Consider the following 25864-nt stretch of genomic DNA (forward strand, 5'->3'; position numbering starts at 1 on the left):
TATGCTATTGTTCAAGGCTAAAAACGTAAAATAGTAGTAGGTACAGATGAACGCCAATTTAGCCATGATGTATTTGGTTTAAAACGCCCTTCTTTTGTCGCGGATAGCCCTACCTAGTATCAATGAGCATTGCTTATTTTCGTAATATGAGGAAAGTATCATTTGCATTGAATATAAGTTTGGATGGCTATTGCGACCACACCTTAGGCGAACCCAGCGAAGAGTTGATGGAGTATTTTGCGGCAATGATGGATGAAGTAGATCTGCTCTTTTATGGTCGAGTGATGTATCAGCTTATGTTTCCCTACTGGGCCGATGTGGCCAAAGACCGCTCCGGTTCTGCCGCCGAAATCCGCTTTGCAGAAAGGTTGGTAGCCATTGATAAGGTAGTCGTGTCGCGGACACTGGAAAATGTGGAAGGCAACACCACCATCATCCGGAACAACCCGGCAGCTGAATTACGGAAACTGAAACAGCAGCCTGGCAAAACCATTTCGGTTGACACTGTAAGCCTATTGCCCGAACTGATGGCAGCGGGCCTGATTGATGAGTTTCATTTAGTGGTGCACCCCATCATGGCAGGCAGTGGCCGGCATTTACTCCCTGCCGGTAGCCTCCCGGAAATGTTTAAGTTGGAGCTGGCAGAAACAAAGATTTTCAAAAACGGCTGCGTAGCACTTCATTACCGAAAAAGGGATAATGCTAATAGCTGGTAGTGATTTGAATCTTACTTGCAAGGACGTATTTACAAGAAGTCAGTCGGTACGGGAAATTAGTAAGACTTATCATCAGATTTTTTTAAAGAAGAACTAACAGCAACAATTAAGATTATAGCTGTTCGAAAAGTAGCGAGGTATATAATGTAATCAAGCGAACGGAAGGTATGGCATATGGGGGCCATGACCTGGCAGATTTAGTACTTACCGGTATGCTGGTTTAAAACTGTAAACGGTGAAATACTTTCAAGTTTGAATATCGAATCTTAACATTCATTTTCAAGTGCCATCATCTCTTGTTATTAGCAACAAAAAAGGCCAACAAACTCATCGCTCATCAGCCTTTAAATATAAGATAAGGTGGTAGGTTTTAATGTGATTTTAACTCGCCAAACAGTACTGTTCGCGAATTTGCAATCGGCTTAGTTTGTCTTTTAGTACGCCGCGGGCACGGTGCAGGGTGGTGCGCGATACCAGCTCGCTGATGCCCAGGGTCTGGCCAATTTCCTGGTGCGAGTAGCCTTCGATGGCATAAAGGTTAAACACGTTACGGTAGTTGTCGGGCAACTGGCCAATCATGGTTAGCAGTTCCTTAGCCTCCAACCCGCTTTCACTATAGCTCATATTTACGGTAACGCCTTCGGGCAATTCGTCGGTCAGTACCAATGGTTTTAGTTTGCGGTAACGTGATATGGCGGTGTGTACCATAATGCGTCTAATCCATCCCTCCAAACTACCCTCGCCACGGTACTTGTGCATCGAACCAAACACTTTAATGAAACCTTCTTGCATTATATCCTCGGCCTCGTCGCGGTCTTTTGCGTAACGTACACAAGCTGCTAACATACGAGGAGCTAATACTTTATATAATAGTTCCTGCTGTTTGCGCTCTTGTTTCAGGCATCCTTCCCATATCCGGTTCAAGCTTTGTTCAGTGATCATGGCTGTGTTATTCGATTTGATACACTCATGCCAACTATGGCACCAAATAGGTAAGGTGCTGATAAACAGCTATAAGTATTTTTTAATATGAACTAAAGTGTTCGTTAACGAACAATATCCGTACACGGCCGAACACTTTTTACCCTGCCAAACAATGCTTATCTTTGCGCCATCCGGGATAAAAACCCGGCAATAGTTATGATGACAGAGATTGAAATGGTGTGCCTGCCCGAGGAACACCAGAATGAAGAAGCTTTAAAAGCAATAGCTGCCCAAAACCTCAAGCTATCACCCAAACGTATTCAGGGAATAAAAATTCGCAAACGCTCTATCGATGCCCGCGGCCGTAAAGTGGTATACCGCATGCAGGTACAGGTGTTTTTAGATGAAGCGGCTCCGCCTACCAGTTTTCATATCGATTACCCGGATGTGAAGGATAAAAAGCCGGTTATTATAGTAGGCGCTGGTCCGGCAGGAATATTTGCCGGTTTGCAGTGTATACTGGCCGGTGTTAAGCCTATTATTATAGAACGTGGCAAAGATGTAAAGCAACGCCGCCGCGATTTGGCCAACATTAACAAGCAGGGACTGGTGAACCCCGAGTCGAACTATTGCTTTGGCGAGGGTGGGGCTGGTACGTACTCGGATGGTAAACTGTACACCCGATCTACCAAGCGGGGCGATGTGAACCAAGTGCTGCAAATGTTTGTGGCACATGGCGCTACTGAAGATATTTTGGTAGATGCCCGCCCACACATCGGCACCAACAAGCTGCCGCACATTATCACCGCCATGCGCGAAACTATTTTAAATGCAGGCGGCGAAATACATTTTAATACCAGAGTAACCGCGCTTAATGTGCAGTTTGGTAAAATAACCGGTGTACAAACGGCAGATGGTAATGTCGTTAAAGCTGATGCGGTGATACTGGCAACCGGGCACTCTGCCCGCGATGTGTTTGAAATGCTGCATCGCCAAAATATATTGATAGAGGCCAAGCCCTTTGCATTGGGCGTACGCATTGAGCATCCGCAGGAAATTATTGACAAAGCCCAGTACCATTGCGACATACGCGGCGAATACTTACCCCCATCTTATTACAGTTTGGTTGAGCAGGTAGAAGACCGCGGGGTATTTTCCTTTTGTATGTGCCCGGGCGGCATTATTGCGCCATGTTCAACCGAGCCCGGCGAAATTGTGGTGAATGGTTGGAGCCCGTCTAAACGCAATAATCCTTTTGCCAATTCGGGTACTGTTGTACAAATTAACCTGGAGGATGTGGCCGGTGATAATACAGATCCTTTTAAGCTGTTACGTTTTCAGCAGCAGGTTGAGCAAATTGCCTTTGTTGCCGGTGGGGGTAACCTGGTTGCCCCGGGTCAGCGTATGGTCGATTTTGTGGAAGGACGCCTGTCTGCCGATATTCCTAAAAATTCCTATTTGCCCGGTGTTGCCAGTGCCGATTTAAAAACGGTGCTGCCAGGCTGGATACATCGCCGCTTGCAAAAAGCCTTACCCGCCTTTGGCAAAAAGATGAAAGGGTATTATACAAATGAGGCGCTGCTGGTTGGTGTAGAATCGCGCACTTCATCCCCCATAAAAATTCCGCGCGACAGGGAAACCATGCAACATCCGCAAGTACAAGGATTGTACCCTTGTGGCGAGGGGGGCGGTTATGCCGGTGGCATCATATCGGCTGCTATTGACGGTATGAACTGTGCCCTTGCAGCGGTAAAGCAGTTGGCATAGCATAAAAATAAAGGCATCTCTCTCTTTTTGGTAGGGATGCCTTTTAGATATGAAAAGTGATAAGGTATAATAAATGCGCCTTGCCTTTACATGCGTTCTAACCTCATCCCATTTGAGAAGGAGGACGTGCGCAGGGTCATCAATCAGCAGTTTCGTCTGCAGGTTTTGCAGGTTCATCCTCCCGCCAGTAGTGTCTGCCCCTAGGGCCACGGCCCCGGCACATGCGATCGCCGAACTGCTCTTTAAAACGGGCGCGGTCTTCAGGGCTCATGTGTTTAAATCGTTCGGCCATTCGTCCGCGCATCCACGGAGCGCCGCCTCCAAACCGGCCCGGCCGGCCAAAACCAAACAGTATTTTGCATAAAATAAATATACCCATGGCTTGCCAGAAGGTAATAGCCCCTATGTGCAAAATATCTGGCAAAAGGTTATTCCACAATTGCATTACTATAAAGCTTATGAGTGACAGGAAAGCAATTGCTATAATAGGTATGAATATAAACCGGCCTTTATAAAATGTTTTTCGCATGTTTTTAATTATTAATAGTTATTAATGTCATTATACAATTGTTTAAGCCGCTTACGCAGGTGTAGTATGGCATAACGTTTTCTAGATACCAGCGTTTGTACATTTACACCGGTTTGCTGTGCTATATCATCAAAGCTCCGGCCTTCGAGTTCCTGCCAAACAAAAACCTGCTTTTGCTCAATTGGTAACTCATTTAATGCGGCAAAAAGTTCCTCCCAAAAAAGGTTCCGTATAAATTCTGTTTCGGGCGTAGCCGTTTCATTGAGCAGTAGCCCGCTAAAGTCTACGGTGTCATCATCGTCATCCTCATCATCAAATAGTAAATCATCAAGCAGCCACTCGGTATGTTTACGATATTTATCTGTAATCTTATTTCGGGCTACCCGATAAAGCCACGCGCCGGTTTGCTCAATAGGCGCTGTGTTTACTACAGCGCTCAACTGGTACCAAACATCCTGCAGTATATCTTCGGCGTCGGCATCGTTCTTTACACGCCTGCGGATAAAAGACAACAACCCCTTACCGTAGCTTTTTATAGCTTGCAGGGTTGAGGTGGTTTTATCGTTAGGCATTTGCGCGGTAATCAATGTATGCTCTGTTTATATAAGTGCTGACGGTTGAGCCTTCATAACATTTTAAGCATAAGTGAAAATAATTACGATATTTTGCACTTGTATTATAGATGGCCTTAATGACGATAAGTTACAGGTTAAGAATGGAACTATAATTGTATATATAAACGCATGAAAACAGCCGACAAGCTTCAGCAGGAGTTAGAAAATATATTTGTAGGGAGGCCCTGGTATGGTACGCCCATCAGCACCATTATAACACAGGGTAACTGGATAGCCGCTTATGATAAACTGCCGGGGTCGGTGCATAGCATAGCCCATATCATGTTGCACATGATTGGCTGGACCGAAGAGGTGATAAGCCGTCTGCAAGGTAACCAGGCTTCTGAGCCTGCCCGCGGCGATTGGCCCGAGCCGGGCGAAGGGTCTGAACAAAAATGGCAGCAACTGGTTATTGATTTAGATGAGGCCAACAGCAATCTGATTAAAGCCATGCAAGCTTTACCCGATAATAAGTGGGATGAACTGATAAACGATCAGCGTGGTTTGGGAGAACCGGTTACCACTTACAAAGGTCTGATATATGGCTTTATACAGCATCAAATTTACCATGCAGGCCAAATTGCCTTATTAAATCGTATGAACCATGTTAATTAGCGAGAAGAAAACACTGATACTGGGTGCCACACCCGATAGTAGCCGATATGCTTACCTGGCGGCCAACCGTTTGGTGCGCACCGGACATCCCATAGTTAATGTAGGTATTAAAAAAGGAGAAGTAGCAGGCGTGCCTATAGAAAAGGCTGAAGAGATACACAGTGATATTGATACTATTACCTTATATGTAGGTCCGCATAATCAGCCGCCTTTATACGACTACATTTTAGCCACTAACCCTAAACGCATCATTTTTAACCCTGGCACCGAAAACCCGGAGCTACGCCGGCTTGCCCGTGAGCGGGGCATAGAAACTTTGTCGGCCTGTACGCTGGTGATGCTGAGCACAGGGGAATATTAATTTAAAAAAACCGGAGCTTAGAAACAAGAGAGAAGATTTTACAAAGTATGCTTATACATAAGTTGCCTTATCTCTTGGTTCTTTGCTTTGAAGTATAGCCAGTCTTATCGGGACTCCTGGTTTTTATCTCTTGGCTCCGAAGTTAAAATCCTTATCTCTTTTGGGTAATAATTATTAATCCTATTAGGTAACAGTTTTGCCCATCCTAAAGCATAACCCTGGTAAGTCATCAGGCTCCAGCCTTTACCGGTTATTCCTAAATTATCCATATTGTCTTTACGCAGGTAGGCTATAGCTTGCTCATGGGTAAGTTCGGTTTGCAGGAACGCGTCTTTGTTAATCATCAGGCTTAACGCCAACTCATGGTCGGGGATAAGCTCCTTACCTGCCAATTTACCTAAACGTACTCCAGATTTCTTTATATATAAGTATTGCTGTAGTATCTCCATACTTTCACGAAGTGGCCTTGCAATAGCCAGCCAATCATCATTCAGCTTAAAAAAGTATTGACCGGATGGTTGATTAATATAGGGTTTCAATAAATCAATCTCCTTATAATTAGGCTTGGGTTGGTTTTTATTACGGTAAACCGGCAACTGACCGGTATTCTCGCGTTTTATTAAACAGGCGGCAAATAAACCCTCACCTTTAACCTTATCCGGATAAAAGCGATACCCCCAAGCTTTATGCCCGGCCGATTGGCTTTCTACAATTCCCCATTCTGCTTGTACGGGAATGCGTACGCTTTCTAATTCAAATTCATCACACAGCCAGTCAAGCACAGCTTCATCTTCTTCATAAGAGTACGAGCATGTGGAATAAATTAAGTATCCATCTTCAGCTAATGCCGGATAAACGTCGGCCAGTATACGCTCCTGGCGTTGCTGGCACAGGTTAACATTATCGGCCGACCATTCGTCCATTGCCGAGGGATCTTTGCGAAACATGCCCGAACCTGAACATGGTGCGTCAACAACAATGAGGTCAAAAAAGCCTTTGAGTTTGGCAAAAGCTTTAGGGTCATTGTTAGTAACCACTACATTGGATGCTCCCCAGCGGTTTAAATTGTCTGTCAAAACAGGTACACGTGTCTTGATAATTTCGTTTGACACCAGCAAATCGGCGCTACTGATAACCGAACTGATTAGTGTGCTTTTGCCGCCAGGAGCCGCACAAAGGTCAAGTACTTTCGCAGCTCCGTCTTCTGTGTTATATACATGTCGTAAAATGTGGTCTATGAACATGGAAGATGCCTCCTGTACATAATAGCACCCGGCGTGAAAAAAAGGATCGAACGTAAATGACGGACGTGTATTGAGGTAAAAAGCATCTGTACACCAGGGCACGGGCTGTGCGTGTTCAAAAGCAAGCATCTTTCTGGGATTGATATGTACTGACGTGGGAGCCTTAGCCTCCTGATGCGTATGCACGAAAGTTTCTTCATTAAAGCCAGGCGCCTGCTGTAAGGAACTGATAAAGCCTTGGGGAAAATTTATGTCGTTTGCCATGCACCTCAAAGGTACACATTATTAACGCGCACATAAATGGCCCTGTTATATTAACAAAGTGTTAAGATTAAGGCATAAGCCGACGCTCAAATTGCGACAATCAAATTTGTTTAAATTAATTTGTGAGTAAAGTAATATTCTCTTTATCTTTGATGCCCTGCAATTGAGCAAGGAAGTACATTGAAAAGGGGTGAAGGGATTGTTGAAGCATTGAAAGATGCGTCAGCGAGAGATCAGGAGATCAGGAGAGAGGCGGATGGCCAATCGGGGCATCACAAAAAACTTTAAAAAAAGTTTTGGGGATGTCAAAAAGATTTCTACCTTTGCACTCCCAATCGCAATGATCGGGAAGAGATTGAAAAGCGGCATAGGGATAAGAAAAACGGCGAAAAGCTGTTTGAGGAGTCTCAAAAAAATTTAGAAATAAATTTTGGAGAAATCAAAAACTTAGTTACCTTTGCACTCCCAAACGGAACGAAAGCGAAAGCGGACGGAAAGAGAGGGAAAACAAAAAGCAAGATCACTCATCGCTAGGATGAGCAGATATAAAAAGCGGAACCGTGACGGGGAAGCGATAAAGTTCTTTTAAGAAGTAACATGTAGCGTAGCGGGAGCGATAACTTAAGGTTGTCGACTCTATCAAAAAAAAGAAAACCTTTCGAAATTGGAGTTACACTGAATACTGTATAAAGATATACAAATAATCAGATTTCTATTTTGAGTAATAGGGTCTGGATACAAACAAAACATTTTACAATGGAGAGTTTGATCCTGGCTCAGGATGAACGCTAGCGGCAGGCCTAATACATGCAAGTCGGACGGGATTGGGGAGCTTGCTCCCCATGAGAGTGGCGCACGGGTGCGTAACACGTATGTAACCTACCGTTGTCAGGGGGATAGCCTCTCGAAAGAGAGATTAACACCGCATAAAATCACAGTGCAGCATTGCATAATGATCAAATATTTATAGGACAACGATGGGCATGCGGGACATTAGCTAGTTGGCGGGGTAACGGCCCACCAAGGCGACGATGTCTAGGGGATCTGAGAGGATGACCCCCCACACTGGTACTGAGACACGGACCAGACTCCTACGGGAGGCAGCAGTAAGGAATATTGGTCAATGGAGGCAACTCTGAACCAGCCATGCCGCGTGCAGGAAGACGGCCCTACGGGTTGTAAACTGCTTTTGTACCGGAATAAACCTTTCTTCGTGAAGAGAGCTGAATGTACGGTAAGAATAAGGATCGGCTAACTCCGTGCCAGCAGCCGCGGTAATACGGAGGATCCAAGCGTTATCCGGATTTATTGGGTTTAAAGGGTGCGTAGGTGGCCTATTAAGTCAGGGGTGAAAGACGGTAGCTTAACTATCGCAGTGCCTTTGATACTGATGGGCTTGAATACAGTTGAAGTGGGCGGAATGTGACAAGTAGCGGTGAAATGCATAGATATGTCACAGAACACCGATTGCGAAGGCAGCTCACTAAAGTGTGATTGACACTGAGGCACGAAAGCGTGGGGATCAAACAGGATTAGATACCCTGGTAGTCCACGCCCTAAACGATGAATACTCGATGTTGGCGATATACGGTCAGCGTCTAAGCGAAAGCGTTAAGTATTCCACCTGGGGAGTACGCCCGCAAGGGTGAAACTCAAAGGAATTGACGGGGGCCCGCACAAGCGGAGGAGCATGTGGTTTAATTCGATGATACGCGAGGAACCTTACCCGGGCTTGAAAGTTAGTGAATGATCCAGAGACGGATCAGTCCTTCGGGACACGAAACTAGGTGCTGCATGGCTGTCGTCAGCTCGTGCCGTGAGGTGTTGGGTTAAGTCCCGCAACGAGCGCAACCCCTATGTTTAGTTGCCAGCATTTAAGGTGGGGACTCTAAACAGACTGCCTACGCAAGTAGAGAGGAAGGAGGGGACGACGTCAAGTCATCATGGCCCTTACGTCCGGGGCTACACACGTGCTACAATGGATGGTACAGAGGGCTGCTACCTGGCAACAGGATGCCAATCTCTAAAAGCCATTCACAGTTCGGATCGGGGTCTGCAACTCGACCCCGTGAAGTTGGATTCGCTAGTAATCGCGTATCAGCAATGACGCGGTGAATACGTTCCCGGGCCTTGTACACACCGCCCGTCAAGCCATGGAAGCTGGGGGTACCTGAAGTATGTAACCGCAAGGAGCGTCCTAGGGTAAAACCGGTAACTGGGGCTAAGTCGTAACAAGGTAGCCGTACCGGAAGGTGCGGCTGGAATACCTCCTTTCTGGAGCAGTATTCAGTACCAAGTAACACGAGCCGAAAAAGAGAGGTAAGTAAAAAGACAGAATCCTGCTACGCACATGTATTTCTTAAGATTAGAAGAAAAAAGAAGAAACCCAGAAAAGAAAAGCCATATCAGTACTATATAGATAATATATAGAGTGGCTGTAACCATTAAACAAAGTCTCGTAGCTCAGTTTGGTTAGAGCACTACACTGATAATGTAGGGGTCAGCAGTTCAAATCTGCTCGAGACTACTACAAAGGGAAATCTTTTATGGGGAATTAGCTCAGCTGGCTAGAGCACCTGCCTTGCACGCAGGGGGTCAACGGTTCGAATCCGTTATTCTCCACACAGATGTGATAAGCAAATGAGCAATCATTTGCCTGTCTAATTCGAAAGTTCTTTGACATATTGGAAGAAGTAATTGTAAAACTGAGAAAACAACAGTGAAGGACAGTTACGAGTTAGTAAGTAATCAAGTTACTATTTATAAGCCGCAAGGCAGATAAGGAATAACTGGAAAACCTGATAACAAAGTAACTATCTAAATAAAGCATACCATGCCGAGCAAAAGCGGCATGTGTAGAAGAAAGTAAGAAAGGGCACACGGGGGATGCCTTGGCTCTCAGAGGCGATGAAGGACGTGATAAGCTGCGATAAGCTACGGGGATTAGCAAATATGAATTGATCCGTAGATTTCCGAATGGGGAAACCTAATCCATTGAAGATGGATTGCAATAATGCGCAAACCTGCTGAACTGAAACATCTAAGTAAGCAGAGGAAGAGAAAACAATAGTGATTTCCTGAGTAGTGGCGAGCGAAAGGGAAACAGCCCAAACCCACCATGTTACGGCATAGTGGGGGTTGTAGGACTACGATGTGGTATATTAAACTGAAGCGGAAGGGCATGGGAAGGCCCGCCATAGAGCATGAGAGCTGCGTACGCGTAAGGAATAATAACCTAGTAGAATCCTGAGTACTGCGGGGTCGGAGACGCCCTGTAGGAATCTGCCGGCACCATCCGGTAAGGCTAAATACTACTGAGAGACCGATAGTGAACCAGTACCGTGAGGGAAAGGTGAAAAGAACCCCGAACAGGGGAGTGAAATAGAACCTGAAACCGTGTGCTTACAAGCGGTCGGAGCAGACTTGTTCTGTGACGGCGTGCCTTTTGCATAATGAGCCTACGAGTTACTCTTCTCTGGCAAGGTTAAGTGTTTAAGACACGAAGCCGAAGCGAAAGCGAGTCTGAATAGGGCGTGCAGTCAGAGGAGGTAGACGCGAAACCTTGTGATCTACCCATGGACAGGTTGAAGGTGCCGTAACAGGTACTGGAGGACCGAACCGATAAACGTTGAAAAGTTTCCGGATGATTTGTGGGTAGGGGTGAAAGGCTAATCAAACTGGGAAATAGCTCGTACTCCCCGAAATGTTTTTAGGAACAGCGTGGCGGTAAAGTTATACAGAGGTAGAGCTACTGATTGGGTGCGGGGGAGTCAAATCCTACCAAATCCAGACAAACTCCGAATGCTGAATAATATACGCTGCAGTGAGGCTCTGGGTGCTAAGGTCCAGGGCCGAGAGGGAAAGAACCCAGACCATCAGCTAAGGTCCCCAAATTACTATTAAGTTGAACTAACGAGGTCCGACTGCACAGACAGCTAGGATGTTGGCTTGGAAGCAGCCATTCATTTAAAGAGTGCGTAACAGCTCACTAGTCGAGCGGTCGGGCATGGATAATAAACGGGCATTAAATAGTATACCGAAGCTATGGATTGTATATTTATATACACTGGTAGGGGAGCATTCTATCGCCGGCGAAGCATGACACGACAAGTGCATGTGGAGGTTATAGAAAAGCAAATGTAGGCATAAGTAACGATAAGGCGGGAGAGAAACCCGCCCACCGAAAGACTAAGGTTTCCTGATCAACGCTAATCGGATCAGGGTTAGTCGGGGCCTAAGGATAATCCGAGTGGAGATTCCGATGGACAACTGGTTAATATTCCAGTACTTTTGATAACTGCGATGCAGTGACGGAGTAGTGACACATCCGCGTTCTGACGGAATAGAACGTTAAAGGCCGTAGGTATAGGCGATGTAGTAAAGTACGCATTGTTTGCTGAAAGCTGATAGTACACAAAGCCTTCGGGTGGCGTGATAGTGATGGTAATCAGACTTCCAAGAAAACCTGCTAAGCTTCAGGTTATCAAAACCCGTACCGTAAACCGACACAGGTAGTCGAGGAGAGAATCCTAAGGTGCTCGAGTGATTCATGGCTAAGGAACTCGGCAAAATGGCCCTGTAACTTCGGGAGAAGGGGCGCTGTCAGCAATGGCAGCCGCAGTGAAAAGGCCCAGGCGACTGTTTAACAAAAACACATGGCTTTGCAAAATCGAAAGATGACGTATAAGGCCTGACACCTGCCCGGTGCCGGAAGGTTAAGAGGGGATGTTAGTCGCAAGGCGAAGCATTGAATCGAAGCCCCGGTAAACGGCGGCCGTAACTATAACGGTCCTAAGGTAGCGAAATTCCTTGTCGGGTAAGTTCCGACCTGCACGAATGGTGTAACGATCTGGGCGCTGTCTCAGCCATGAGCTCGGTGAAATTGTGGTATCGGTGAAGACGCCGGTTACCCGCAACGGGACGGAAAGACCCCATGCACCTTCACTACAACTTAACATTGATATCGGATACAGGATGTGTAGGATAGGTGGGAGACTGTGATCCGGCTTCGCTAGGAGTCGGTTAGTCAACGTTGAAATACCACCCTTTCTGTATTTGGTGTCTAACTCTGCACGGCAGAGGACATTGTTTGGCGGGTAGTTTGACTGGGGTGGTCGCCTCCAAAAAGGTAACGGAGGCTTTCAAAGGTAAGCTCAGTACGCTTGGTAACCGTACGTGGAGTGCAATAGCATAAGCTTGCTTGACTGTGAGGCAGACAAGCCGAGCAGGGTCGAAAGACGGATATAGTGATCCGGTGGTTCTGCATGGAAGGGCCATCGCTCAAAGGATAAAAGGTACGCTGGGGATAACAGGCTGATCTCCCCCAAGAGCTCATATCGACGGGGAGGTTTGGCACCTCGATGTCGGCTCGTCACATCCTGGGGCTGGAGAAGGTCCCAAGGGTTCGGCTGTTCGCCGATTAAAGTGGCACGCGAGCTGGGTTCAGAACGTCGCGAGACAGTTCGGTCCCTATCTGTTGTGGGCGTTGGAAGTTTGAGTGGGGCTGACCTTAGTACGAGAGGACCGGGTTGGACTAACCTCTAGTGAATCTGTTATGGCGCCAGCTGTACTGCAGAGTAGCTACGTTGGGAATAGATAAGCGCTGAAAGCATCTAAGTGCGAAACTAGCCACAAGATGAGACTTCCATTGAGGGTCGTAGTAGACTACTACGTTGATAGGTTACAGGTGTAAAGGTGGTGACATCATAGCCGAGTAATACTAATTGCCCGAAGCTTTCTTCGTCAACAGATAAGTGGTGTGATCTTTCCGGTCACACCACACCATCAAAAACAACATGTGCTGTTGTTTACTCAGAACTAACATTACTTCTTTCAATTATTGTCATTGTTTAAGGTAGTCCGTTTCATAAAGGACTGCTCAAAAACATTAAAAATATTCAGGTGCCTATATCGGCGGTGTCCACCTCTTCCCATTCCGAACAGAGAAGTTAAGCCCGCCAGAGCCAATGGTACTGCAGTAAAATGTGGGAGAGTAGGTCGGCGCCAAACCTTTTCAGTTAACCCCCTGTAACTAAGCATTACAGGGGGTTTTCTGCTTTTATAAATAGCCTAACACGCCTAAGCTGGTGGTTTAAAAACAGCCTCCACTCAACTTATTCCCCGCTTACACCATAGCTTCCCAGCCTTCCAGGCAGCATGTTCAACCCTATGAGCATTGAAATGCTATAATCTTGTCGTTTCCGTCAGTTCTAGCTCTTTATGTTCTTCCATCTAACTTCATAATGCCTTGTATTCATGATGCCTTCTTAGGGACTTGTAAAGGGGGAATGCAACCTAGTTTGTAATGTTACGGAAGCTGATGCTTTACTCAAAGAGGTATGTATTCTCATGGATTACACTTACTAAGTTTCAGTTAAAGAGGAACCGTTGGTAGGATAATTACAAAACAAGGGTTTTTGATTTCGTCTGTTACTACTTGAATTCATTATCGGCAATTTGCTTTTTAACCTCGCATGAGGTTGATTAGAAACTTAACAACCGCAATGACATGCCAGCTGTTTGAGGACGACTTGCCGGCGCTTTAGGGAGGTCTTTCTATATATAACTATACAGGTATGAGCCACTATACTTAAAGTATCGCCCTTAACCAACTTTAATGTTCAGAGTTTAATTGCACGATAGAGAGCCGACCTAATAATGTAAAACAAGAAAGCCCGGCTTAAGCCAGGCTTTGAATAAGGGTACAAATGACCTATTAATCCAGGAAGCGGTATAGGGTCCAATAATCAGTCACATAGATCTTATAGACGTACAGGCGTGGGTTTTTCCGCTTAATGTTATCCAAGTAAAAGTCAGTCAGCTGTGTATATCCTAACATAGGGTTGGCTTCGTTAGCTATTAAAACGTAGCCGTTGTATTTCTCCGGTGCTTCTACAGCTCGCAGGTAATTATCCTGATAGGGCATTGTAAGTTGTTTAATGTTCTTTACATAGCAGGCTACGGTATATGCAACTGCATCATCTACCAAAATTGGATCTTCTCCTTCTTTCATAGTGTTGATGTAATTGGCTAATTCGTGATTTTGCTCGTCAACTCTATTGGTGGTACGATCAAATAATGTATTGGCGAAATTGTACTCTTCAGGAATATAAGACTTATTTAAAAACACAAAGCCAATATATAACTGCACCGCTACAACTATGGCCAGGGCGGCTTTGAGCATGCGCTGGTTCTTAACAAAGCGCGCCCGAAAAATGATACAAAGCAGTGCCAGAACCAGGAACAACAAATAATATTCATACACCAGGTTAACCCGGTCATACTTAATTTTCAAAAATTCTATTAAGCCAAAAGGCGTAAGCAAGGTAAGTATCTGGTAGGTGTTCTGCTTAAAAAGATAAATGGCTAACACAATCATCGGGCAAAATATAATAGCCTTTAAAGATACCAGCACCGAAATTTCCGGTATGTCAAATTTGGTTGAGGTTAAGCTGTACTCAAACTTCTCGGCAATAATGTTCCAGGTTGCATACGGGCTATCTAGAAAGTAGTTTAAGTCATCCGCGTGGGTAAGATTCAATACTTTATAAATCGCTATGGAAGCGATTGGGAGAATGAATATAATGCTGTAGATAGAGAACGTTTTATTGATAAGCTTACGGCGCAATGATGGGTTGTTAAAACTCATATGCAGCCTGAATACTGATTCTTTCTCACTTAGGTTTAGGCTATGCAGCGATATGGATAACACCAGAGGGATAAAGAATAACGACAACCAAATACATTTATAATCGCTAAACACCAATAACACAAAGAATATACTGGCAACCGAAATGTGATAGGTGGTATTAGAATTATAAAACCTCAACATGTTCAGGAAAAACAGGAAGAAGAAAATAAGAACCATGTATGTGCCTTTACCTGAGCAGGCTGTATAGATTAGTCCAGGATGTAAGGCAAAAAGTATGACCAGTATCAGGAGGTAAAAGTTGTCCTTGTTGCGTTTAATCAACGAGGTAGCCATAATGTAGAATAATATGGCGGTACCTACTGCCGATGCCAATATAGGTGCCAGCAGTGAGTCGAGAAAGCTAAAAACATAAGAACCATAAAACGGAAGTATGGGCGATGTCAAACCCATAACCCGCAATTTATTACCTAAGCCATGGCTAACAATCTTTCCCTTCTCAATGTAAAACAGTGACTCATGATTGGTATAGCCAAGCTTGTTTAAGAAAACGCCTATTATTATATAGTAAATAGCCAGTAAAAAAGTAATTAATATTAAATAGAAGGCTTTTGACCGTTTCATTGCTTAGCTGCGTTGTTTTGGTTATGTGTTTTACTTAAACCGTGGTTAGTTTTTTCCCAGTAGAATGGATTTACGATAAGCTGATACAAGCCCTTATAAGCCGATACAGAATGCATTAACCAATACAACGGGTTAGCAATAGCAAATAAGATCAGCTCGTAATAACGGCGCTTAAATACGGCCATCATGTTTACATAAATCATCAGGATGTTCCCAACCATCAAGTTAAAAATGGATATGAATAAAACCCAGTCAGGAAATAAGGTGCGTATGATGCCCAAGTCGAACACTACATAAGCAATGAAGATGAGAATCAGTATAGGGTTAATGAGGAACATTATAGGCGTTGCACCCACAAAGAAGTTAAATCCTAAAAAGCCTTTAAATCCAATTTTACGAATCAGTAATGCCGGATCGCGCATGTGCACAAGGTACGTTTGCATATAACCTTTAATCCAGCGTGAACGCTGACGTATCCAGTTAAAGAAATCATTGTTGGCCTCCTCGTACGTAGTAGAATTAATTACCGCAATTTTATGACCTTTAGCGTAAGCTCTTACACCCAAATCGGCATCCTCCGTTACGTTAAAAGGATCCCACGCACCTAAATCAACAAGTTGTGCTAATTTGAAGTGGTTGCTGGTGCCACCCAACGGAATTGGAATATCCAGCGTATCCAGACCAGGTAATACATAGTCGAACCAGTAAGAATATTCGAGCGTAAACATACGTGTCAAGAAATTCTCATTACGGTTAAAGTAGTTCAATGCACATTGTACGCATATAAACTCTTCTGGCAGCTTGTTAAACATCGCCACCACCTTTTTTAGCTGGTCGGTATCCGGAATGTCTTCGGCGTCGTAAATGGTAAGATATGTACCCCTCGAAAAATGCAAGCCGTAATTACAAGCTTTCGGCTTCGTTTTCGGCATGTGAAAAGGAACCACAATTACCTCAAAAATTGCCGGGAAATCAAGGTTGCGAACAGCATTTAGTGTTTTATCGTCGTCTTCTTCAATAAGCAGTTTAATATCAAGCTTGTTGCGGGGGTAATCGATACTCTGCAGATTCCAAATTAGTTTCTTAATCAGCTTATCCTCTTTATAAACCGGTAATTGTATAGTGTATACCGGTAAATCATCATCATTTAGGCTCTTTAACTCGCTTTTGGTTACCGCCTGGTATAGCTCAAACTTTGAACCTACCAGCGAAAGGAATAACTTGAACGTTATGGTACATAAAAAAAACGTACTCATAATCACGTTCATAATAATGGAGGTGACTTTGAAGTTAAGTATTAAACCGGCAGCTATAATGCCAATAAAGCTGAATATAAATATGAGTTGTTTGGAGGTAAAGGTAGTTAAGGCCGAACTGGCGTTATCACTGTTTAGCAACTCAAATACGGCCGACTTAACATATTTCTGACCAAGCAACTTATGGCTCAACCAGGTGATATCCAGGTCGGATGCCACAATGATGAGGGGCTCCATGCCATAGGTTAACCTGATGAAATCAATAAACAACTGATCATCCGGGTTGGCCATTATAGTTACCACCCGGTGGTTTTCTATACGTAGCGGAACAGCCAGGTGTTCATCTGCAAACTTTAGCTCAATTTTCTCCAGAACGGCATCATCAAACGCTTCTTCTCTGATCTGCTCAAAAACATAACCTGCATTAGTTAAAGAGCGTTCATAATTTTTACGTGATATAAAGCCAAAATTAAGGGCAATTTTAACCGGCGACTGACCAATCTCGGCCGAGTAGGCGTCAATTTTGTCGCAATCTTCATTGCTCAGAAAATTATCCTGAACAAGTATCTGAAAGATGGACGAATTGCGCGTGCCGGAGTAAACCCCGTCAAAGCTACTTTGCATCAAATCTTCACCCTGGGTAGTACGCATATTATAAATTGGGTAAGTAATTCTTAAATAAACAATAGCAGAAAATGGATCCATTCTCTGCTATTGTTTGGCAATACAGGCTCACTATTGTTCGCCTAAGATATCTTGTGACTTTTGCACTTTAGAGCGTACGTACAAGAATGCCAGCAGTATTAATACTAATACGCCCAACAGCACGTACAGGTTGTAATTTTCCCAAAAACGGGCCAGGCCGCTTTTTGCATCTGTATACTCAATGTTATCATTGGTTTTATCAATGTTAAACAGGTATTTGTTGCCATTTACGTCGGCTACGCTTACGTTACTGCTTAGCGTTGATAACTGCTCTGTGATAGACTTCGAGGCCGATAGGAATGCGCCGTTCAAATCCTGACCGGTAGCGGTCATTACCAATATTGCATTGTGGCTGCCACGACCATAGAAGATCTGTGCTAAACCGTTCGAAACAGAGTCAGATAACGCATACACCATCTTGTTATCCTCGTTACTGTACAGGCGAAACGCGTGGTTAAACTTAATAGGTGCATCAGGGAACTTGTCCATTAGGCCATCATCTTTCGATAGCAATGCCACAACGTTATATTTCTTTAAATCACCGTCAGTAACCTCATCAGAGTAAAGGAACTTAGGGAAGTTATTACTGTTTAAGTTATTATTAAGCTCGTATACAACTTCGCCAACAGCACCTGCTGCATATTTAGCGTAGCTTTTGCTTACTACTATACGGGTTTCACCTTCGTTAAATGCTTCAGGGTACTGGTAAAAGCTAAGTGTATTGTTAACAAACGGATTTCTCGATTCCAGATATGATTTATCAACGTCAATCTCACCAAAGAAATTCAGGAAGCTGTTTTGACAGTTACCAGTTGACGGATAGAAACGAAACTCAGCAGTTAACGAATTGTATTTGCGGTGCTGATAACGGTTCACAATAACCGAACTGTTTAACTTACCCGATTCGTTCAACTTTTCGCTGCTGATGAGCATGCCATTGAGATAAATGTTAAAGAAACCACGGTCGTTAGCACTCATGCCACTGTAGGTACCCACAAAACGGATTTCTACTTCTTTAGGTGTAAAGCTAAAGTCGCTGTTTTTAAAGTTGTAAACGCTTCTTAACGAACCAATACCCGACATGAAGTTGGAAACACCACCAACATCCCTAAAGGTAAGTTTAGTACGTTGCTGATTCAGGTTCTTGGCTTTATCATTGTCGGCATTGTTAATTACTAAGTAATTACCGAAGGCCGAGTTTAAAATATTGTAGTTACCAAGGGCTGTAATTGCTTTTTCGTAACCGCCTTCATCAGCGCCGGTAATAAAGAGGATCTCGTTAGTAGAGAAGGCCTGGCGTGCTGCTGATATGGACGAAATATAACGGTAGCGGTTAGCTGTTGAATCGTTATTGCTGCCTTTATAGAGGTATATTAAGCCCTGGCCGCCTTGTGGAGTAACCGATATTAAATTACGCTTATCGGCAGGCAAATTATCTATTGTACCAACCATTACGTAGTTTTTGATACTATCAGGGATTTTGTCTGCAGAATACACGCGCAGGTCGCTTACCGCCAGTGATCTTTTTATTTTATTGTATGCCCAGGCAACGGCTTTTAAATCAGCTAAGTTAGGGTTGCTTGGATAAACTATGGCCGTTTTGGACTCGAATGAGTTGCTAATGTTTACATGGTTAGCAACGTTAGGATTAGTGCTTTTTGTTAATGACAAGAAAGAGTAGCTTTTTACCTTGATCCACATAGCGGGGTTGTCAAGATCCTTACACTTGTTATCAGTAATGGTAAGCAATGTTTTTACCTGTACTTTCAGGAACTGACCTTTATCGGTCAGGTAGCTGCGATTTAAAGGAATAACTAAACGCTGCACCGAGTCGCGGGTCATACGACCGCTAAACACCGGTTTATCTGCGATGATAATGTTGATGTAAGAAAGGTCTTTAATCAACGCTTGCGACGGCTCAAAATACAACACCAGTTTACTGTTGTTCATTTCAACCAATGGGTCCATACGGAAATAGAATGAGCTTACACCGCTCATGCCATAAATTACCTCATCATCATGGCCAAAAGTTTTAAAAGATATGTTGGTTTGCCCAACCGTGACCTTTGCAAACAGGGTAGTTAGTAAAACTAATAGGGTCAAAAATTTATTCATATTAAGTGCAGGTTATTGTTCTTAAGTTAAATGGCAAAAAATTCTACTCTGAAATAATTACCGTTATCATCGCTCCGGTATATAAGCTCGCCACCCATTTCAATGGTCATTAGCTTGGCAATAGATAAACCCAGGCCCAGGCGGCTCTCGGCAGCCGAGCCCGATGCATCGTTCAGCGTTTTGAGGCGGTTAAACATAATATCTAATTCCTGCTGGCCTATGGCAATGCCTTCATCTATAATCTCAAACACAAATTTTTGCCTCTGCAGGCTGGTCACCACGCGTATGTTATTGTTGGTTTGCGAAAATTTGATAGCGTTTGATAACAGGTTTTGAAATACCTGGCTGGTAAATACCTTATCAAGCCGCACATTTAGCGGGAGCTTTAGTATGTTATCAATCAGGTGAACGTTTTTCATGCCGGCCGTATCAACCAGACCTTTAAATACCTGTTGTACTACCGTGTTGCCATCAAAAGTTTCTAAGTTAAACTTAATCTCTGTCGACTCAATTTCCTTTACATCCATCAGCGTTTTGAGCAAATACTGCATCTTTTCGGCCGACTCGGCTATATAATGCGAGAATTCTTTCTGATCATCGCTCAGGCGGTACTCTTCTTCGCGTATCATATTGTTACTCATTACTATAGAGCCGATAAGGTTTTTCAAATCGTGGCCAGCAATATTTATAAAGCTGTTTTTTTGCTCATCTAACCGGCGTAGTTTATCGTATTGTATATCAATAATGCTGTTCTTCTCCATGATATCGCGGTTTTGCGATTTAAGCTGCTCGTTTGATTGCTCAATAAGTAGTTGGGAAGCCACCTCGCGCTGTATAACTTTAAACCGTGCGGTAGGTATAAGGCATGATATCAGCGCTATAATAAAGAAGTACTGGCCCCCGTTACCTATAAAGAGGTCTAAACTATAATTGCTTAAAATGTTGTATAATAAAGCTAGCAGTACTATCGCTACAAGGGCTTGAATTAATGAATTTACCGGCTCCCAAAACACCTGCAGGTTAAGAAACAGGATGATTACCGAATACATCAGGAAGTAAATGGTAAGGTGATTGATATCTACCACGCAACAAAGCACCGCTGTAGATGCTGATAACAAGAAGAAACTAATGTGAAGCAGCAGGCGGTGGTCCAACTTTTTACTCTGAAAATAGTTATATAGACCATAAATGGCTATTACTACGATAATACGGGTAACAAGGATAGAAAACCACGAATTAGGGAAGTAAATAAAATCAATAATACCAAGTAATGGATATAAGAATATTATGGTCCAAATGATATTATTGGTGAGGAACCACGCTTTTTTACGGGTTTCTTTCGCAAACTCTTCTTTATTGATTTGGGCAATCATTTATGGGTATTAGCAATAGTTAATCAGGAGTTAAAAACCGCCTTCTGTAAAATAAGCAACTGGATGTTAGAAACCGATAACCGCAAAATTACTGGCTTAAAAGTACCCAATTTTAAACTTTTACGAAAGGCAGTGGTAATAGTTTGTGTGCTGATTGCAAAAAGCACACCAAGCTTGGCACAAGACAGGGCCGTTGCATTTAAAAGAGCCGCCAGTCTCGACAATGGTATCAGCATATCATGGCTGGAGCAAACCTGGGATGGAAAGGCCATTCAACAAAACAGAGTTGGGCCGGCTGATTTCAAATTGCTCAGGCAGTTGGGCTTTCGCAGTGTAAGATTGCCCGTGGCGTTCGAGTATTATCAGGCTAAAAATATACCTATAGTTAATGTGCTGAAGCGTATTGACGAGGTATGGCGCCACTGCAGTGAGAACAATTTGAAGCTGGTCATCGACTATCACTATGGTACAATAAGCGATACAAATTACACCACAGCAACGCAAAAGGCCATTAAGACCTGGCAGTTGTTAGCCAGGCGCTATGCTAAGGTGCCCGCGGATAAATTGTTTTTTGAACTATATAACGAACCACCACCCATGGATCCGCAGCGCTGGAAAGATGCAGCTTTTAATATGGTAAGCGGTATACGCAAGGTGGATAAGAAGCGAACGCTACTGGTGGGTGCCTCAAATTATAACAGTATTTACGAGCTGAGCCGCTTTGTACGCCTGGCCGATGAAAACATTATTTACATTTATCATTTTTACGAACCTTTTTTCTTTACCCACCAGGGTGCGGCATGGGTAGGCGACCAAGTGTCTACAATTGGGGTTCCTTTTCCCTATAACGTAGAAAAATTTCCAGCACTTAACCCGAAAGCAAAAAATACCTGGGGAGAAACTAATTACAATCAGTACAAAAATGATGGTAATGAGCAGTCGGTTAAAGACAAGTTGCAAATTGTAAAAAACTGGTCGGCCAAATATTACGTTCCTGTATTATGCAGTGAGTACGGCGTTTATAACAAGTACGCCGATTTAGATAGCCGTTGCAGGTATATTAAAGCAGTGAGAACATCGCTTAAGCAGCTGCAGATGCCGGGCATGCTGTGGGATTATGATGGTAATTTTTCTATTTTTAAAGGAAAGCCATCGCTGGCCACTTTGCCCGACTGTATGAAACAAGCTATAGGCATTACACGTTTAAAGTAAATTATATTAACCGGTTTTATTTGAGTAACTTTGCTTACTAACTACGATTATGAAATTTTTTGAAGAGCAGCGGCGAGAGGTGATGAAGCATATTGAAAAATACATGCTCGAAAAAATGCATGAATTTTTGAAGCCCATCGATCAGATCTGGCAGCCGTCCGATTTATTACCGGATTCAACAAGAGACACCTTTTTTACTGAGATTAAAGAGTTACAGGAAAGTGCACAGGGATTATCTTATGACCTGGTGGCCGTTCTTATTGGTGATACAATTACCGAAGAGGCCCTGCCTACCTATGAGTCGTGGTTAAGCATGGTTGAAGGTGTGGACAAAGGCGAGCACAGCGGCTGGATGACCTGGACAAGGCACTGGACTGCTGAAGAAAACCGCCACGGTGATCTGCTGAATAAATATCTTTACCTTTCAGGCCGTGTTAATATGCGTGCAATGGAAGTATCAACCCAGTATTTAATTGCCGATGGCTTTGATATTGGCACCGGTACCGATCCATACCGAAATTTTATATATACATCTTTTCAGGAAATGGCTACCAACGTATCTCACCGTCGGGTGGCTTCATTAGCTAAAAGAGATGGCGACGCGCTCCTGTCAAAAATGTGTGGTGTTATTGCATCTGACGAGGCCCGGCACGCAAAAGCCTACAAACACTTCATGAGTAAAATATTTGAAGTGGATGCTAACGAGGCTATGCTGGCGTTTGAAGATATGATGCGCAAAAAGATTGTAATGCCTGCGCATTTTCTTCGCGAAGTGGGTTTAAAGATAGGCCAAACCTTTGGTCACTTTACCGACGCAGCACAGCGCCTGAGCGTATACACTGCTGTTGATTACGTTGACATTCTGAAAACGCTGATTGATGAATGGCAGATTGAGGGTATGACCGAATTAAATGAAGCCGGTGAAAAAGCGCGTGACTATATAGTTAAATTGCCAGACCGCTTAATGCGCGTGGCTGAGCGTATGAAGAACCCTATGCTCGAGTACAAGTTTAGCTGGATACACGGGTAATTAATAAAAGCCTTTGCAAAGGCTTTTAGTAGCATATACTTAAGAAAAATGTCATTTCGCGCATTGGCCCGGGATGACATTTTTTTTGGCTAATTCCCTTCCTGAAATACTTATGACCGTTCCTCAATCATATCAATGTTGTCCCGCCCGGGGTAATCCATGAACAGGTTATTTAAAATATCTTCCAGGGTCAATACATTTACATCATCTGTATAATGTTCAGATTTGGTTACATGCAGTTCCTGATCATTCACAATCTCAATCTTAAACAAGAAATCTTCGTAAAGATCTGGCTGTGCTATTTGGACGCCGTTGCCGGTTAAGATAAAAACAAAATCAATATCGGCATGGCGCTGCTTTTTAAACAGCGGGCCAAGTTCCTGTTGCAAAAAGTCCTTAAGTTCCTCAGCGTTTACAGGGCCTTTAGTATGTATAATCTTCATGGGGTTAGGGCAAATTAGTGTTAACAAATTACAAGCAGGCTGCCTAAATTGTTTCGGCGTCAAACTAAGCTGCATATGGTTGGTTTAAACATAATCGTCATTTACTAACTTTGTTTTAGCGCTTTCCAATAGGAGCATTAGTTTTATGAAATATAAATTACTTGGCCGCTCGGGCCTTAAAGTATCCGAATTATGTTTAGGCACCATGGGCTTTGGTACAGAGGGGGGCTGGGGCGCCGATAAGCAAGGTAGCTTTGAAATTTTAGATGCCTATGCCGAAGCAGGAGGTAATTTCTTAGATACAGCTAACGTGTACAAGCTCGGTACCAGCGAAAAGATTATAGGTGAATACCTGACTAACCATGACCGCGATCAGTTTGTTGTAGCTACGAAGTATACACTTAAGGATAATACTACCAATCCGAACGCATCGGGCAATAACCGGAAAAATATGATGCGCAGTGTAGAGGAAAGCCTTAAACGTTTACAAACTGATTTTATTGATGTGCTATACCTGCATATTTGGGACCATATTACACCCATTGATGAAGTACTGCGGGGCCTGGATGACCTGATACGGCAAGGTAAGGTAAACTATGCGGCCATAAGCGATACGCCCGCCTGGGTAGTAGCTAAGGGTAATACGCTGGCCGAACTGATGGGCTGGAGCCAATTTATTGCGCTGCAGGTGGAGTATAGCCTTATACAGCGTACGCCCGAACGCGAACTGATACCTATGGCCAAACACTTTGGCATGACGGTGACGCCCTGGGCTCCACTGGCAGGCGGAGCATTAACCGGTAAATACTTACGTGGCGAAAACGGTCGTGTAAAGCCTGAAAGCAACCGGCGCGATGCCAATAGCGAACGCATAACCCGCGAAGTGATGGCTATTGCTGACGAGTTGGGAACCCAGCCCGCACATGTGGCGCTGGCTTGGATGATGCAGCAGGATTTTTCATGTATACCTATTGTGGGTGCTACAAAGCTTGATCAACTGAAGCAAAATTTGCAGGCGGCCGAAGTGGTATTAACAGAGCAGCACAAAACCCGTCTTGATGAGGCCAGTAAAATTAGTTTGGGTTTCCCCGGCGATTTCTTCAATGAAGATAACGTAAAGCTAAACTCTTTCGGAGGCTTCTATGATCGGGTAGAGAAGAGGCGGGGGTAGGGTTTACCTACTTCTTCACTTCGTTGTTAACAAGGAGCAGAGAAGTTCAGAATACTTATCATTCTGAAAGCTATCAATGCATAACATGGTTTAGCCAATATGAAGCGCATGTGAAAATATGTGCTCAATCTGAGTATCTATTTACTCGCGTACAGTTAGAATTTTTGTTTGTTAGTAATCCAAATCAACGGTATCATTACTTTCGGCTGAAAATAGTGGAGTTTTAAGCTTTTATTATTTTGTATCTTTGCGGTCCGATGCAATTGACAGAAGATACAGTTAAACAGGGATTTAAAGGCTACAATAACTACGGCGCCTGGCTGCGTAAAAAGTACGAGGGGCAGCGTGTGTTTAAGGTAATTGTTGATGGTGGGTTTACCTGTCCTAACCGTGACGGCTCTAAAGGCTATGGCGGCTGTACTTACTGTAACGTCGATTCATTTACACCATCGGTATCACGCCAGGCACCCTCCCTGCGTGAGCAGGTAATACAGGGCATGGAACGTGCCCGCAAAGGCAATAAGGCCGATAAATTTATCATCTATTTTCAGCCTAATACCAACACTTATGCCCCGGCGCATTACCTCAAAATGCTGTATGATGAGGCTTTGAGCATAGATACCGAGAATATTGTAGGGCTATCAGTCGGTACCCGTCCGGATTGTATTGATGCTGAGAAGATTGCGTTGCTGGAAAGCTATACCGACCGCTTTGACGTTGACTTAGAAATGGGTATGGAATCCATTTATAATGACACCCTCAACCAGATTAACCGCGGCTGTACGCACGATGACCTGATTAAAGCGCTTAAGCTGGTCGAAAACAGCAAACTCGATATTTGTGTGCATACTATTTTTGGTTTTCCGTGGGAAACCCGGGAGATGATGCTGCGCTATGCCGACGAGATAAATCGTTTTCCGCAAATCAAATTCGTAAAGTTCCATCATCTGCACATTGTTGAAGGTTCGGTTATGGGGGTAAAGTATAAACGCGAGCCGTTTAAGCTTTTCAGTCTTGACGAATATGCCGACTTTTTATGCGACCTACTCCCGCTTGTTCGCCCGGATGTGGTTGTGCAGCGCTTGTTCGGCCTGTCAGACCGTGAGTTGCTCATTGCTCCAAACTGGCAGCTTAAAAAATCAGAAATACAGTATTATATCGACCAAAAGATAGAAAGCCGCGGCATTATACAAGGCTCTGCATTGTTATAAACGGTGTTTGGTATTTGCTTTGTAATAAACTCATTGATTAAT

At 43.9% G+C, this 25864-nt stretch carries 17 protein-coding genes, 2 tRNA genes and 3 rRNA genes; 13 read left to right on the plus strand and 9 right to left on the minus strand.

From position 1 onward, the window contains the following. Positions 1 to 146: 146 nt before the first annotated feature. The gene (locus tag ABDD95_RS02420) at positions 147 to 716 is read left to right on the plus strand and encodes a dihydrofolate reductase family protein (protein WP_345950314.1); all 570 of its coding nucleotides are present in this window, start codon (positions 147 to 149) and stop codon (positions 714 to 716) included. Positions 717 to 1097: 381 nt separating this feature from the next. Here ABDD95_RS02420 and ABDD95_RS02425 read toward each other — a convergent pair whose 3' ends face one another. Continuing rightward, entirely contained in the window at positions 1098 to 1658 is a 561-nt protein-coding gene (locus ABDD95_RS02425; RefSeq protein ID WP_345950315.1) for an RNA polymerase sigma factor, read from the minus strand. 198 nt (positions 1659 to 1856) lie between these two features. Here ABDD95_RS02425 and ABDD95_RS02430 point away from each other — a divergent pair, with 198 nt between their 5' ends. Continuing rightward, positions 1857 to 3407, plus strand: a complete 1551-nt coding sequence (locus ABDD95_RS02430; RefSeq protein ID WP_345950316.1) for an FAD-dependent oxidoreductase — start codon at positions 1857 to 1859, stop codon at positions 3405 to 3407. A gap of 139 nt (positions 3408 to 3546) precedes the next feature. Here ABDD95_RS02430 and ABDD95_RS02435 read toward each other — a convergent pair whose 3' ends face one another. Both ABDD95_RS02435 and ABDD95_RS02440 read right to left on the minus strand, forming a co-directional pair. Next, positions 3547 to 3936 carry a hypothetical protein gene (locus ABDD95_RS02435; protein ID WP_345950317.1) on the minus strand — a complete coding sequence of 130 codons (390 nt, stop codon included), beginning with the start codon at positions 3934 to 3936 and terminating at the stop codon, positions 3547 to 3549. Positions 3937 to 3947: 11 nt separating this feature from the next. Then, on the minus strand, positions 3948 to 4508 hold the full coding sequence (locus ABDD95_RS02440; RefSeq protein WP_345950318.1) for a sigma-70 family RNA polymerase sigma factor: 561 nt from the start codon (positions 4506 to 4508) through the stop codon (positions 3948 to 3950). Between the two features lie 171 nt (positions 4509 to 4679). Here ABDD95_RS02440 and ABDD95_RS02445 point away from each other — a divergent pair, with 171 nt between their 5' ends. Further along, positions 4680 to 5165: a DinB family protein gene (locus ABDD95_RS02445; RefSeq protein ID WP_345950319.1), complete on the plus strand. Its 486-nt coding sequence runs from the start codon at positions 4680 to 4682 to the stop codon at positions 5163 to 5165. Next, entirely contained in the window at positions 5155 to 5526 is a 372-nt protein-coding gene (locus ABDD95_RS02450; RefSeq protein WP_345950320.1) for a CoA-binding protein, read from the plus strand. Before ABDD95_RS02445 ends, ABDD95_RS02450 begins: the two co-directional genes overlap by 11 nt. Before the next feature lie 104 nt (positions 5527 to 5630). Here ABDD95_RS02450 and ABDD95_RS02455 read toward each other — a convergent pair whose 3' ends face one another. Next, entirely contained in the window at positions 5631 to 7034 is a 1404-nt protein-coding gene (locus tag ABDD95_RS02455) for an RNA methyltransferase (RefSeq protein ID WP_345950321.1), read from the minus strand. Positions 7035 to 7787: 753 nt separating this feature from the next. Between ABDD95_RS02455 and ABDD95_RS02460 the strand changes: the two genes are divergently transcribed. The 5 genes from ABDD95_RS02460 (at position 7788) to rrf (ending at position 13043) form a co-directional block, all read left to right on the plus strand. Further along, positions 7788 to 9308, plus strand: a 16S ribosomal RNA gene (locus ABDD95_RS02460). Positions 9309 to 9486: 178 nt separating this feature from the next. Beyond that, a tRNA-Ile gene (locus ABDD95_RS02465) sits at positions 9487 to 9561 on the plus strand. Between the two features lie 21 nt (positions 9562 to 9582). Continuing rightward, positions 9583 to 9656, plus strand: a tRNA-Ala gene (locus ABDD95_RS02470). A 236-nt stretch (positions 9657 to 9892) separates the two neighbouring features. Next, positions 9893 to 12777: ribosomal RNA gene (locus tag ABDD95_RS02475) — 23S ribosomal RNA — on the plus strand. 154 nt (positions 12778 to 12931) lie between these two features. Next, positions 12932 to 13043, plus strand: a 5S ribosomal RNA gene (rrf, locus tag ABDD95_RS02480). The 16S, 23S and 5S rRNA genes sit together here with 2 tRNA genes alongside, the layout of an rRNA operon. A 706-nt stretch (positions 13044 to 13749) precedes the next feature. Here the strand turns inward: rrf and ABDD95_RS02485 are convergent. From ABDD95_RS02485 to ABDD95_RS02500, 4 genes are read right to left on the minus strand one after another with little or no spacing between them, the layout of a single operon-like run. Continuing rightward, on the minus strand, positions 13750 to 15306 hold the full coding sequence (locus ABDD95_RS02485) for a hypothetical protein (RefSeq protein WP_345950322.1): 1557 nt from the start codon (positions 15304 to 15306) through the stop codon (positions 13750 to 13752). Then, positions 15303 to 17267, minus strand: a complete 1965-nt coding sequence (locus ABDD95_RS02490) for a glycosyltransferase (RefSeq protein WP_345950323.1) — start codon at positions 17265 to 17267, stop codon at positions 15303 to 15305. Before ABDD95_RS02490 ends, ABDD95_RS02485 begins: the two co-directional genes overlap by 4 nt. Before the next feature lie 30 nt (positions 17268 to 17297). Then, positions 17298 to 19382 (minus strand): cellulose biosynthesis cyclic di-GMP-binding regulatory protein BcsB, encoded by a 2085-nt coding sequence (locus tag ABDD95_RS02495; protein ID WP_345950324.1) that lies wholly within the window; start codon positions 19380 to 19382, stop codon positions 17298 to 17300. Positions 19383 to 19408: 26 nt separating this feature from the next. Continuing rightward, positions 19409 to 20755, minus strand: a complete 1347-nt coding sequence (locus tag ABDD95_RS02500) for a HAMP domain-containing sensor histidine kinase (protein ID WP_345950325.1) — start codon at positions 20753 to 20755, stop codon at positions 19409 to 19411. A gap of 63 nt (positions 20756 to 20818) precedes the next feature. On the opposite strand from ABDD95_RS02500, the gene ABDD95_RS02505 reads away from it, so the two are divergent. Both ABDD95_RS02505 and ABDD95_RS02510 read left to right on the plus strand, forming a co-directional pair. Beyond that, positions 20819 to 21967 (plus strand): cellulase family glycosylhydrolase, encoded by a 1149-nt coding sequence (locus ABDD95_RS02505; RefSeq protein WP_345950326.1) that lies wholly within the window; start codon positions 20819 to 20821, stop codon positions 21965 to 21967. Positions 21968 to 22016: 49 nt separating this feature from the next. Then, the gene (locus ABDD95_RS02510; RefSeq protein WP_345950327.1) at positions 22017 to 22997 is read left to right on the plus strand and encodes an acyl-ACP desaturase; all 981 of its coding nucleotides are present in this window, start codon (positions 22017 to 22019) and stop codon (positions 22995 to 22997) included. 110 nt (positions 22998 to 23107) lie between these two features. On the opposite strand, the gene ABDD95_RS02515 is transcribed toward ABDD95_RS02510, so the two are convergent. Further along, complete coding sequence (locus tag ABDD95_RS02515; protein WP_345950328.1) at positions 23108 to 23440, minus strand: hypothetical protein; 333 nt, start codon at positions 23438 to 23440, stop codon at positions 23108 to 23110. A 145-nt stretch (positions 23441 to 23585) separates the two neighbouring features. Here ABDD95_RS02515 and ABDD95_RS02520 point away from each other — a divergent pair, with 145 nt between their 5' ends. Both ABDD95_RS02520 and ABDD95_RS02525 read left to right on the plus strand, forming a co-directional pair. After that, entirely contained in the window at positions 23586 to 24611 is a 1026-nt protein-coding gene (locus ABDD95_RS02520) for an aldo/keto reductase (protein ID WP_345950329.1), read from the plus strand. A 257-nt stretch (positions 24612 to 24868) separates the two neighbouring features. Continuing rightward, the gene (locus tag ABDD95_RS02525) at positions 24869 to 25822 is read left to right on the plus strand and encodes a TIGR01212 family radical SAM protein (RefSeq protein WP_345950330.1); all 954 of its coding nucleotides are present in this window, start codon (positions 24869 to 24871) and stop codon (positions 25820 to 25822) included. The last annotated feature ends 42 nt before the right edge of the window (positions 25823 to 25864 follow it).

Source organism: Mucilaginibacter sp. PAMB04274, from assembly GCF_039634385.2.
Lineage (GTDB): Bacteria > Bacteroidota > Bacteroidia > Sphingobacteriales > Sphingobacteriaceae > Mucilaginibacter.